Below are 12,633 nucleotides of genomic sequence, written 5' to 3' on the forward strand. Positions count from 1 at the left end.
CAAACGTGAAACATTACGTGTATTTACACCGGATGTGGCCCTATAATCGAGTGCCAGTTACGATTAATTGAGGGATCCAATTGCGCTCATTAAGTGGTGACCTGCTGCTGCAACGCCTCGGCGAGCAGCCCGACGATAAACTGCACAAGCGGTTATACAATGCCATTCGTACCAGTATTCTGGACGGCAGCCTGCCCCCCTCCAGCCGCCTGCTGGCGTCACGCGATCTGGCACATGAGTTGGGTCTCTCACGTAATACGGTTTTAACCGTTTATGAACAATTGCTGGCGGAAGGATATGTGTTTTCGCGCCAGGGAAGTGGAACCTTCGTCGCAGAAACGGTACCCGACAGCTGTTTATCCACTGCCAGCCAGCCGATCAGCGACAACGGTGAACCACGGCGTGCCGAGCTGTCACAGCGCGGAACCGCGCTGTTGCAGCATGCCAGTGCCAGCCCAAAACAGTGGGGAGCCTTTATTCCCGGCGTCCCCGACGTGAATGCTTTCCCGCATCATATCTTCAGCAAACTCCAGGCACGCATCAGCCGCCGCCCAACCTCGCAACGTTTAACCTACAGCAATCAGGGCGGTAGCCCGGAATTGCGGCATGCGCTGGTGGACTATCTGCGGGTATCGCGCTCGGTGCGCTGTTCGCCGGAACAGATCCTGATCACCGAAGGCATTCATCAGGCGATCGATCTGGTCACCCGCATGTTGTGCAATCCGGGCGATGACGCCTGGATCGAGGAGCCCGGTTATTGGGGGATCCGCAATATCCTGCGCATGAACGACGTCAATATCTGCCCGTGGGCGGTAGACGAGGCCGGGATGGTGCCACCAGAGCAACCGGCGGCATTACCACGGCTGATTTTTGTTACCCCCTCACACCAATATCCGTTGGGCTCGGTGATGAGTCTGGCACGGCGGCAGCGGCTGTTAGCCTTGGCCCGTGCCGCGGGCGGTTGGGTTGTGGAGGATGATTATGACAGTGAATTCCGCTTCTCGGGCCAGCCGATCCCCGCCTTACAGGGGCTAGAAGCCGATGCGCCAGTGATCTACATTGGCACCTTCAGCAAAACGCTCTATCCGGCCTTGCGGCTGGGCTATGTGGTGTTGCCTAAGCCACTGATGGACCAGTTGAAAACGGCTCACGCCGAGCTGTATCGTGGCGGCCATCTGATCATTCAGGCAGCGCTGGCGCAGTTTATTCAGGAAGGTCACTACACAGCACACATCCGGCGCATGCGGTTGCTGTATGCCAAACGCCGTGGGTTCCTCACCGCATTGATTGAACAGCATCTGGGTAAGCAGGCGTTAAGCGAGTTCAACAGCAATGCCGGGCTACACCTGGTGCTCAACCTGCCGGATGATGCCGATGATGTCGCCATCGCCGCTGCGGCCAACGAGCGCGGAGTATTAGTGCGGGCGTTATCGCGTTACTACATGCTGCCCAACGCGCGGCGCGGGCTATTGATGGGTTTTGCCTGCGTGCCCGAGGGACAGATGGCAGCGGCGTTTGACGTGTTGTTGGAGTGTATTGCCCAACCAACCCCCTGACAGCGCCCCCTCCATTTGACTTTTTATTTATTGTAGCTACATTAAATACATGAAAATCACATGCGACCCCATCAAAAATGAGACCAATAAGCAAAAGCACGGCGTCTACCTTACCGATGCTGAATACCTTGATTGGGATCTGATGGTCGCCGCACCTGATTCTCTCGGCACCTATGAGGAAGATCGTTACATCGGCATTACGTACGGTTTTGCTTACCTTAACGACAGGATCTATGCCATCGTTTTTACCTACAATGACAGCGATGGCGAGGAAGTTTATCGCATCATTAGCCTGCGAAAAGCCACTAAAGAGGAGGTTCGAAATTATGCCAAAGCTTAAACCGGGAACCATCCTGCCAACGGATGAAGAAGATCGCAAAATCCGGGTGGCTGTTGCCCAGGACCCCGATACCAGACTGCTGGAAGGGGAAAGTGTAAAACTGATACCTTTTAGTGAGTTGAAAGCCATCCGCAAGTTGGGCCGCCCTATTAAAGTGGCGCCGAAAGAGCAAGTCAGCATCCGCTACTCACCCGAAGTGATTGCCGCATTCAAGGCCACTGGGCGCGGTTGGCAGACACGAATGGATGCAGCGATGAAGGACTGGCTTAAAAATCACTCTCCAGCCGATTTGGAAGTTTGACAACTGAATCCCCCCTCATTCGTAAGATGAGGGGGAAGATCCTTAGCTAATCCATCAATCCAGCAGATGAGAAATATCATCCTGGGTGGCGGGAGGATCCTGACGCATCCCCTTGGTCAGCCACAGCAGATAAATAAAGCCGGCAAACAGCCAGGCGAAGCCCACTTTCAGCGCTTCGGGATCCAGGTTAAACCACAGCCACACCGACATACCAAAACCAATCAGCGGCAGCAGGCCGTATTTGAACATCGCGTTCAGCCCACGGCGTTTCTGGTTAATCAGGAAGTGTTTGATCACGCTGAGGTTAACGAAGGTAAATGCCCCCAGTGCGCCAAAGCTTATCATCGACACCACCATGCTCAAATCCATCCACAGCGCCAGCAGAGAGATGATGGCGACAAACACGATCGCCCGCCACGGGGTGCGGAAACGTGGATGAAGGTGATAGAACACTTTGCGTGGCAGTACGCCCTCACGCCCCATGGCGTAGAAGATACGTGAGACGCCGGTTTGTGCCGACATGGAAGAGGCATACACCCCGGTAAGGTAAGTGGCCATAAAGAAGCTGTACATCCACTTGCCGCCCACGTGCTCGGAGATAATCAGGCTGGCAGTGTCCTGATGTGGGATCAGCGCTTGCCAATCGGGATAGGCCAGATGCGCCGCGTAGGAGACGGCAACAAAGATGGCACCGGCACAGATCACGGTGATGAGGATCGCGCGCGGCAGCGTGCGCTTGGCGTCGGCGGCCTCTTCGGCCATGGTAGCAATAGCATCAAAACCCAGGAAAGCCAGACACAACACCGCAGCCCCGGCGATCAAGCCAGAGAAGTCACCGGCATCCACCAGCAGCGGCTTCATCAAGGATGCAGGGCTGAGGTCGGCTTCGCTAAACGCCAAGACGATAAACAGCACGATAAACACCATTTGCAAGGCGATCAGCGTGAAGTTCACCGAGCTAAGCAGACGCACCCCGAGAATATTCAGTGCGCTGACGCTGGCGATGGAACCAAGAATAAACACGTAAGCAGGGATCGATGGGAATGCCTCGTGCAAGAAGATACCTAAAACCAGATAGTTAAGCATCGGCAGGAACAGATAATCGAGGATCTGCGCCCAACCTACCAGGAAACCGGTTTTCCCCCCAAAGCTGCGCTGTACGTACGAATAGGCCGAACCTGCCAGCGGCATGGCGTTGGTCATCCGACAATAGCTCAGGGCGGTAAACAGGATGGTCACGATGGTAACCAGATAAGCGACGGGCAAGTGGCCCTGGCTTAACACGGTAACCTGACCGTAGGTGGTAAATACGCCCAGTGGCACCATATAGGCAAGGCCAAACGCAACCAGGGCGGGGGTTTTAAGAACTCGTTGCAACCGAATGTTTTGCGGCATTACCGTATCATCTCCTGGCACAGCTCAGCGCTATTTAGGGCCAATCCCAATAGGCTATTTTATTCGCTGCGGACAAAAACAAGGGGACGGATTCTGGCACAAGAAAGGCTGCCGGGGAAGCTAACAATCGGCTTTCAAGCAACTAGGCGGCGATAGGTAAAAAACTGGATCGTAACCCGTTGCTTTATTGTTTCTTTAATCAGTAAAGCGGTAAAAATTTACCGCTTTACTTCAATTAGCTATCAGGACTGATAGCTAATCTTCCCGCCGACCAAAGTACGCTCGATTCGGGTCTGGTACAGTTTCTCTGCCGGTTGCTCAAACAGATTATGGTGCAGGACAATCGCATCAGCAAATTTCCCCACTTCCAGCGAGCCAATGTACTGCTCTTTGGCAATCATATAGGCCGCGTCGATGGTGGCTGCGCGCAGCGTTTCGATCAGGGTCAGATCGCGATCGTTGTCCAGACGTGGCCCAGCAGGATTGCCTTCGCTATCCCAGGCGCGGCGGGTCATTCCCACTTGCAGGTTATACCACTCATCCAGGCGATCGATCGGCCAGTCGCTGCCATAGGCCAGCCGCGCACCCGCATCCAGGAAGCGGGCCGCAGGCTCCAGATGCGGGAAGCGTGCCTCACCCAACATCTCGCGCTCTTCATCGATCAGCACGCCCGGTAAACCGGCCCACTGGAACGACAGCACCGCGGTAGCCTCCAATGAAGCAAAACGCGCATATTGGTGCGGCGCAACCAGTTCGTTATGTGCCAACCCTGGGCGGATATCCTTGCCTGGGCAAGCCGCGCGCATCAGTTCAACCGCATCCAGTACCTGCTCAATCGCCCCATCGCCTACCGTGTGGGTATGCGGGTGCAGGCCAGCGCGGCCACACTCGACGATCAATGCGTTCAGCACCGGCGTGGTGAAGTAGAGATCGCCATAGCGCTCACCCTTGGCCTCGCCATGATGCTCGCGGTAAGGCTCTAACAGCGCCGCCGTCATGGTCGGTGGCTGCAATACGCCATCCACAAACAGCTTGAGATGGCCAACCGAGATCCCGGCCTGCGGCGTCCACTCTTGCTTGCTCCACTGTTCGGCAAAGGCGACGATTTCCTGTACCGCACGGGCTGCATCTTCCGGCCCCTGCACGCTATCTGGCGTCACTTCTTTGGCGCCCAAGACGCGCAGTGTCAGCTCACCGCGATCGCGCAATACCGCGAAAGCTTCAAGCTGTTCCGCAAACACGCGGGTATCCATCACCGTGGTGACACCCTGCTCATGCAACACCTGCTGCACATGAGCCGCCACCTGCACGTTCTGTTCTGCCGTGCCGGAAGGAATGCTGTCGAAGGCACGCATCGCCGGAGCATCTTCCAGAATGCCGGTCAGTTGACCATTGGCATCGCGGGCAATTTTGCCATCTGGCGGCACCGGCGTATTTTCATCAATACCCAGCATCTCCAGCGCACGGCTGTTGGCCGCTAGCGTGTGGCAGTCATTAGCGAACAGTGCCACCGGGCGGCGTGTGTTGAGAGAGTCCAACAGTGCGCGGCTCATGTCCGCACCGACTGGGATCATCGCCTGACGCTGCCAGGCACGCACCGTCAACCATTCGTCATCGCCAGCCGGATATTTATCCAGATGCGCCTGAATATGTTGCAGGGTCTGCTCGGCCGTCAGTGCTGCATAGTGCAGGCTACAACCCTTAAGCTGTTTGCCGCCCCAGAACGGATGCATATGGCTATCGATCAAACCCGGCATCATCATTTTGCCGTGCAAGTCGATGCGTTCGGTGGTGGGTGTTGCCAGCGCAAGCACCTGCTCATCAGTCCCTACCGCAAGAATGTATCCCTGCCCTATCGCCAACGCGCTACAAACACGATTTTCCGCATCGGCGGTGAAGATAGTGCCGTTGTAATAAATTACCTCGGCTGCTGTTGCCACTGGAGTCATAGTCATTGTCTCAAACCTAACAAAATTGCCCTAAGTATACCTAAAACTCCCCCGCTTCGCCCCTCAGGTAGCCTGAAAGCACCAACCCTGCGCAGTCCAGGCCAATCGATGGGTCAAGCGTAGCGCCTGCAAGAAGTCCTCGTCGTGCGATACCACCAACATCGCACCGGGAAACTCCGCCAAAGCCGCCTCAATCGCCTGCGCAGAGGCCAGATCCAAATGATTGGTCGGTTCATCGAGCAACAGGAGTTGTGCCGGTTCCCGCCGCCACAGCACGCAGGCCAGCGCCGCTTTCAACCGCTCTCCGCCGCTCAATGCCGCCAAGGGCAGCTGTACTCGGTCGGCATTCAGTTGCAACTGCGCCAACTGGCTACGTAACGCTCCTTCGGCCAGTGGGGTATCCTGTAAACCCAGATGTTCGACCACCGAGTACGTCAGGTCGAGCTGAGTGAGATTTTGATCGAGATAGGCCAGCGATACCGAGCAGTGACAATGGCCAGCGGTAGCGGCCTGTTGCCCCAGGATCACCTTCAGCAACGTAGATTTGCCACAACCATTCGGGCCAGTGATAGCAACGCGCATCGGGCCATCCATCCGCCAGTCGAGCGGCGGCAAAGAGCTAAACGGCAGTTGCAGCCGCTCCAGCACCAACACCTGCTTACCTGCCGCTACCGCGCTACCCGGTAAGGTAAACATCACCGGGTTAACTTCCTCTACCCGCTCCCGAGCCTCGCGCACCGCCTCATTCAGCGTGCTCTTTTGCCCCTGATGCTGTTTACGCAGGGTGCCCATGGTGTCGCGGGCTGCTCCCTTGAGGGCCGCTTTCTCAAACGAGGCGATATTCAGCGAGTCTACGGTTCTCAGCGTACGGGCGGAATGGCGCTGATAGTTATCATGTTCTCTCTGCTGGCGGGTACGGACGCGGCGTCTTTCCAGCGTGGCATGCTCCAGTTGGGCACGTGCCGCCTGTTGCTCTTGCTCACGCTGGCGATGGTAATCATGATAATTGCCACCATAGCTGTGCAGTGCATCGGGGGTCAGCTCAACGATCCGCTGCATGCGTGCCAGCAGTTGCCGATCGTGGCTGGCAATCAACAGCCCACCACGCCACTGCGCCAGTTGCTGATACAACCATTCACGGCCTGTGGTATCTAGGTGGTTAGTCGGCTCATCCAGCAACAGGAAGTCGGCTTCCGTCAGCAACGCGCCACACAATGCTGCACGCATACGTTCACCGCCGCTCAAGTCGCTGGCTGGCCGCTGCGGATCAAAAGCGGGCAATCCCGCCGCCACAAAGGCTGCGCTCAGGCGCTCTGCCAGATCCCACTGACCTTCAAGGCGATCGATATCGTCCAGTTGTGGGCAACCCCGCTCGAGCCGAGCCTGGGCAGCAAAAACCTCGCCATAACCCAACAGTTCCGCCAGGGAGGTTTGTACAGTGATGTGCGGTTGCTGGGCCACATAGGCGCAAGAGGCATGAGTCTCAATATGCCCTGACGCGGGTTGATCCAGGCCGGCAATCAGACGAAGCAGGCGGGTTTTTCCCACGCCGTTACGCCCCACCAGGCCACAGTGCAGCTGTTCAACGGCCAGGTTAAGCGGGCCAAATAGCGTTTCACCATTGGCAAACTGACAGGTTAATTGATGTAACACGAAATAAGGGGACTGCGCAAAATGAGCCATAAGCACTCCTGTATGAAATCAAAATATCCCCATACGGCACGGGCGTGCTCGCTATAGGGCCAGATATCAGCAGGTGTGGTTGTTCATTTTCGGTAATGGCTCCGCAGAGAGAAAAGAGTAAAGCGAGCAGATGGTAGCCGATCTTTTATACCGATTGCAAACATGAGGTCTATCACATTCAGCACATCCGCGTTTCCCAACTGCGGCGACAACGGCTAGATTTATCTCATCCGACCACTTCAAGGTCGTCTATAACAATTACAACTCATACCCTATGGATTTCAAGCTGCAGCTAGGCGACAAGCTTACTCATCCCCAGGAGCTTACTTTTGGGTAAGTGACTGGGGTGACAAATCTGTCAGGAACAGATTTGAACGCTGTACACAGCGGCCCCGAAGGGGCGAGGCCCACGGACGGGCCGAGTAGCTAAGTGCAGGTAACAACGCTGCAGCTTGAAAGACGACGGGTATACATTTTGGAGACTGCAATGAGCGCTTACCCCAACCTGCTTGCGCCGCTGGATCTTGGCTTCACCACCCTGAAAAATCGGGTGCTGATGGGCTCGATGCATACCGGCCTGGAAGAACTGCCTAATGGCCCCGAACGTATGGCGGCCTTCTATGCCGAGCGGGCGGCTGCCGGTGTCGCCCTGATCGTCACTGGCGGTATTGCCCCCAATGAACAAGGCGTGGTGTATCGCGGGGCATCGGTCCTGAACCAGCCACAGCAGGTAACCCATCACCGGGTCGTGACCGATGCGGTCCATCAGGCTGGGGGCAAAATTGCCCTGCAAATCCTGCATACCGGGCGCTATAGCTATCAACCACAGCCCGTAGCTCCTTCGGCGCTACAAGCTCCGATCAACCCGTTCAGCCCAGCGGCGCTGACCACCCAAGAAGTTGAACAAACCATTGCCGACTTCGCCAACTGTGCGGCATTGGCGCAGCAGGCTGGCTACGACGGCGTGGAAGTCATGGGGTCTGAGGGCTACCTGATTAACCAGTTTCTGGTATCACGTACTAACCAGCGCACAGACCAATGGGGCGGTAATTTCAGCAATCGCATGCGTTTCGCCGTGGAAGTTGTGCGGGCCGTGCGCGAGGCAACCGGGCCGGAATTTATTCTGATCTACCGCCTGTCGATGCTCGATCTGGTGGAGGATGGATCCAGCTGGCAGGAGATCGAACAGCTTGCCGTGGCGATCGAACAGGCTGGCGCAACGCTGATCAACACCGGGATCGGCTGGCATGAGGCACGTATTCCCACCATCGCCACCATGGTGCCACGCGCCGGGTTCAGTTGGGTCACGCGTAAACTGATGGGTAAAGTGAAGATCCCGCTGATCACCACCAACCGCATCAACGATCCTGCGGTGGCAGAGCAGGTGTTGGCCGACGGCTGTGCCGATATGGTGTCCATGGCGCGCCCGTTCCTGGCGGATGCGGCGTTCGTGCAGAAAGCCGCCGAAGGACGCGCTGACGAAATCAACACCTGTATCGGCTGTAACCAGGCCTGCCTGGATCAGATTTTTGACCATAAGCTGACCTCCTGCCTGGTGAACCCTCGGGCCTGCCGCGAAAGCGAAATGCCATTCACCACTACGGCAGCGCCTAAAAGGTTGGCCGTGGTCGGGGCCGGGCCCGCCGGGTTGGCATTTGCCACCACCGCCGCCAGCCGTGGGCATCAGGTGACGCTGTTTGACGCAGCCGATCAGATCGGTGGCCAGTTCAATATCGCCAAGCAAATCCCCGGCAAAGAGGAATTTCACCAGACGTTACGCTATTTCCGCCGTCAACTGGTGCTCAACGAGGTGGAACTGAAACTGGGCCAGCAGGTCAAGCCGCAGGATCTGGCCGATTTCGATGAGGTGATCCTCGCCTGCGGCATCGTGCCACGCCTGCCTGAGATTGCGGGCATAGAACATGCCAAGGTGATGAATTATCTCGATGTGCTACGCGATAAAAAACCGGTTGGGCGGCGGGTCGCCATCATCGGGGCCGGGGGGATTGGTTTCGACGTGGCCGAATACCTCAGTCAGCATGGCACCTCCAGCAGCCTGGACCCGGCAGCGTTTAATCGCGAATGGGGGATCGATCCACAGCTTAACGAGCGTGGTGGTTTGAGTGCCAAAGGGCCGGAAGTTGCACCATCGCCGCGCCAGATCTTCCTGTTACAGCGCAAAACCAGCAAGGTGGGTGAAGGCCTGGGTAAAACTACCGGTTGGATCCATCGAACCAGCCTGGCAGTACGAGGCGTGAAAATGCTCAATAGCGTGAACTATCAACGTATTGACGACGAAGGGTTGCATATCCTACGTGCCGAGCAGGAAAGCTGCTTGCCAGTCGATACGGTGGTGATCTGTGCCGGGCAGGAGCCGCGCCGTGAATTGCAGCAACCGCTGCTGGAGATGGGGAAAACGGTACATCTGATTGGCGGTGCCGATGTGGCCGCCGAACTGGATGCCCGCCGCGCTATCGATCAGGGCACGCGGCTGGCAATGACACTGTAATCAGTTGGGCGCTGCATGTGCAGCGCCCTCCTACTTAATACCGGGAGCCAGACTTGACCGCTTTGAGGATCAAGAACTTCTGGTTGGAAGCCACCGTGGTGCAGTTGCCAAACAAACGTCTCAACTTCTGGTAGTAATCCAGATGGCGGTTGCCCACGATCCACAGCTCACCCCCCACCTGCAGGCAGCGCTTGGCGTCGCAGAACATCTGCCAGGCGGTATGATCGGTGATCGCATGCTGCTGGTGGAACGGCGGGTTACACAATACGGCCTGCACGCTTTCACGTTCAATGCCAGCCAGCGAGTTGTTCACTTCAAACTGACAGCGATCCATATCCTGCGCCAGGTTGTGTGCCACGTTCAGTTCGCTGGAAGCCACCGCCATATAAGATTCATCGACGAAGGTCATCTGCGCCAATGGGTTCTGTACCAAGGCACGCATACCGATAATGCCGTTGCCACAGCCGAGGTCGACAATATGGCCCGGCAAATCTTTCGGCAGGTGCTCCAGGAACAGACGTGCGCCAATATCCAGGCCACCACGTGAGAACACGTTGGCGTGGTTGTGGATCAGCCAATCTGTATCGTCCAGCAACCAGTCGGTGGTTGCCGGCGCGGCCGGTGGCACGATGTCGGCAACCTGGCAATAAATCAGGCGCGCCTTTTTCCAGGCCAGGCTGGTGCGGGTCGGGCCAAGCACTCGCTCAAAGACCTGCATGGTCGAGGTATGTACATCACGGGCTTTAGCACCGGCCACGATCAACGTATCTGGCGCGACTACGTCACGCAGAGCACGCAGTTGTTGCTCCAGCAACGCCAACGCTTTCGGGATGCGGATCAGCACGACTGCCGGGTTGGCTGGCAATTCTGCCAGGCTGTCTTGCAGAGTCACCTGTTCAACATCGAGTTCATTGAGCTTGAGGTTGTGGCGGGTCGCCAACTGGCTCATGTAAGAATCGCTGATGCTGTAAGGCTTATGAGCGTGCAGCGCACAGGCCAGCGTGCCAAAGTTGTCGTTGAAAATCAGCACCGGGCGTTCGCCGATGTCGACATTGTCCAACTGCTGCAGCAGATATTCGTCCGCCGCTTCCCACGCCTGCAACTGGGTGGCTTCTTCCTGTTGGGGATAACGCTCCAGCTCAAGTTGCTGTGTTCCCAGATCGAGTTGGCTCATTGCCCCTCCTGAATAGTAAATTTGGGCTGTTTATCCCCTAAAAACGCCCCACAGTAAAATGTTTTTTGGGATTAATTGCCCTTTAGCGGATTTGAGCAAGAAAACGTCATACAATGCTCGCCCCGGTTTACCACTGAATACTGAATAACATGTCCGAACTGAGTTACCTGCAAGGCTATCCCGATCATCTGCAAATACAGGTGCAACAACTCATCCAGCAACAGCGGCTGGGCGAGGTTTTGTTACAACGCTATCCACAGGTGCACGGCTGCACGACCGACAAGTCGCTCTATCAGTTTACCGTCGATCTGAAAAATCAGTACCTGCGCAACGCGCAACCGCTGAGCAAAGTGGCCTACGACAGCAAGATCCAGGTGATGAAACACGCTTTGGGCCTGCACACCGCCATTTCCCGGGTACAGGGTGGCAAGCTGAAGGCCAAGGCCGAGATCCGCGTGGCGACGGTATTTAAAAATGCCCCGGAACCGTTCCTGCGCATGATCGTGGTCCATGAGCTGGCGCACCTGAAAGAGAAAGACCATAACAAGGCGTTCTACAGCCTGTGCTGCCATATGGAACCCGGCTATCACCAGTTGGAGTTTGATACCCGCCTGTATCTGACCCATCTGTCCCTATTTGGTGAACTCTATGAATAATCAGCATTTTTAAGCAAATATTCGCCTAACCTTTGCGGCGTGATAATCTGGTTCCCTAAGCTATCTTCCTGTGGAAACCGGAGTCACCCATGATTCGCTTTGCTGTTGTCGGCACCAACTGGATCACCGAACGTTTTATCGATGCGGCTCACGAAAGCGGCAAGATGAGACTGACCGCCATCTATTCGCGCAAGCTCGAACAGGCCCAGGCATTTGGCGCCAACTACCCTGTCGAACACTTCTTTGACTCGCTGGAAGCGCTGGCGCAGTCGGACGTTATCGATGCGGTGTATATCGCCAGCCCCAATTCTCTGCACTGCCAGCAATCTTTGCTGTTCCTCAGCCATAAAAAACATGTGATTTGCGAGAAACCACTGGCGTCAAATCTGCGCGAAGTAGAACAGTTGGTAGCCTGCGCCAGGGAGCATCAGGTAGTGCTGTTTGAAGCGTTCAAAAGCGCCCACTTACCGAACTTCCTCGCTCTGCAACAGGCGTTGCCGAAAATTGGCAAACTGCGCAAGGCGTTTATCAACTATTGCCAATACTCATCTCGCTATCCGCGTTACCTGGCCGGTGAAAACCCAAACACCTTTAACCCGCGCTTTTCCAACGGCTCGATCATGGACATTGGCTATTACTGCGTGGCCAGCACCGTGGCGCTGTTTGGCGCACCGCAATCGGTATTGGCTAGCGCGACGTTGCTGGATACCGGGGTAGATGCTCACGGCAGCGTGTGCCTGAACTATGGTGACTTTGACGTGGTGATCAGCCATTCCAAGGTCAGCAACTCGACTATTCCGAGTGAGATCCAGGGCGAAGAGGGTACGCTGGTGATCGACAAGATCTCCGAAGCCCAAGGCGTGGTGTTGACGCCGCGCGGCGAAAATAGCCAGGTACTGACCCAGCCGCAGCACATCAATACCATGCTGTACGAGGCGCAAGTGTTTGCCGAACTGGTAGAGCAACAACAGGTCGAGCATGTGGGGCTGGAAAACTCACTGATCGTCGCCAGCCTGCTGACGGAAATCCGCCGCCAGACCGGCGTAGTGTTCCCCGCCGACGGAGAATAA

At 56.3% G+C, this 12,633-nt stretch carries 10 protein-coding genes; 6 read left to right on the plus strand and 4 right to left on the minus strand.

Going from position 1 to position 12,633, the window contains the following annotated elements; all coding sequences use genetic code 11:
* The first annotated feature begins 80 nt into the window (after positions 1–80).
* From ACRDCA_RS22650 to ACRDCA_RS22660, 3 genes are read left to right on the plus strand one after another with little or no spacing between them, the layout of a single operon-like run.
* Positions 81–1,556, plus strand: coding sequence for a PLP-dependent aminotransferase family protein (locus ACRDCA_RS22650; protein ID WP_438691536.1), 1,476 nt, complete (start codon positions 81–83; stop codon positions 1,554–1,556).
* Positions 1,557–1,605: 49 nt separating this feature from the next.
* Positions 1,606–1,896, plus strand: coding sequence for a BrnT family toxin (locus ACRDCA_RS22655; RefSeq protein WP_438691537.1), 291 nt, complete (start codon positions 1,606–1,608; stop codon positions 1,894–1,896).
* Entirely contained in the window at positions 1,883–2,197 is a 315-nt protein-coding gene (locus ACRDCA_RS22660) for a BrnA antitoxin family protein (RefSeq protein WP_438691538.1), read from the plus strand. The genes ACRDCA_RS22655 and ACRDCA_RS22660 overlap by 14 nt, the downstream gene beginning before the upstream one ends.
* Positions 2,198–2,251: 54 nt before the next feature.
* On the opposite strand, the gene ACRDCA_RS22665 is transcribed toward ACRDCA_RS22660, so the two are convergent.
* The 3 genes from ACRDCA_RS22665 to ACRDCA_RS22675 all read right to left on the minus strand — a co-directional run bounded on the left by ACRDCA_RS22665 (position 2,252) and on the right by ACRDCA_RS22675 (position 7,224).
* Complete coding sequence (locus ACRDCA_RS22665; protein WP_438691539.1) at positions 2,252–3,592, minus strand: APC family permease; 1,341 nt, start codon at positions 3,590–3,592, stop codon at positions 2,252–2,254.
* Positions 3,593–3,834: 242 nt separating this feature from the next.
* Entirely contained in the window at positions 3,835–5,541 is a 1,707-nt protein-coding gene (locus ACRDCA_RS22670; protein ID WP_438691572.1) for an amidohydrolase, read from the minus strand.
* A gap of 63 nt (positions 5,542–5,604) precedes the next feature.
* Positions 5,605–7,224 carry an ABC-F family ATP-binding cassette domain-containing protein gene (locus ACRDCA_RS22675; protein ID WP_438691540.1) on the minus strand — a complete coding sequence of 540 codons (1,620 nt, stop codon included), beginning with the start codon at positions 7,222–7,224 and terminating at the stop codon, positions 5,605–5,607.
* Positions 7,225–7,711: 487 nt separating this feature from the next.
* Between ACRDCA_RS22675 and ACRDCA_RS22680 the strand changes: the two genes are divergently transcribed.
* Entirely contained in the window at positions 7,712–9,733 is a 2,022-nt protein-coding gene (locus tag ACRDCA_RS22680) for an oxidoreductase (RefSeq protein WP_438691541.1), read from the plus strand.
* Between the two features lie 34 nt (positions 9,734–9,767).
* On the opposite strand, the gene rlmG is transcribed toward ACRDCA_RS22680, so the two are convergent.
* Positions 9,768–10,907: a 23S rRNA (guanine(1835)-N(2))-methyltransferase RlmG gene (gene rlmG / locus ACRDCA_RS22685; protein WP_438691542.1), complete on the minus strand. Its 1,140-nt coding sequence runs from the start codon at positions 10,905–10,907 to the stop codon at positions 9,768–9,770.
* 149 nt (positions 10,908–11,056) lie between these two features.
* On the opposite strand from rlmG, the gene ACRDCA_RS22690 reads away from it, so the two are divergent.
* Together ACRDCA_RS22690 and ACRDCA_RS22695 are read left to right on the plus strand one after the other, a co-directional pair.
* Entirely contained in the window at positions 11,057–11,563 is a 507-nt protein-coding gene (locus ACRDCA_RS22690; RefSeq protein ID WP_438691543.1) for a M48 metallopeptidase family protein, read from the plus strand.
* Positions 11,564–11,652: 89 nt separating this feature from the next.
* Positions 11,653–12,633 carry a Gfo/Idh/MocA family protein gene (locus ACRDCA_RS22695; RefSeq protein ID WP_438691544.1) on the plus strand — a complete coding sequence of 327 codons (981 nt, stop codon included), beginning with the start codon at positions 11,653–11,655 and terminating at the stop codon, positions 12,631–12,633.

Source organism: Serratia sp. (in: enterobacteria), assembly GCF_051654945.1.
GTDB lineage: Bacteria > Pseudomonadota > Gammaproteobacteria > Enterobacterales > Enterobacteriaceae > Chania.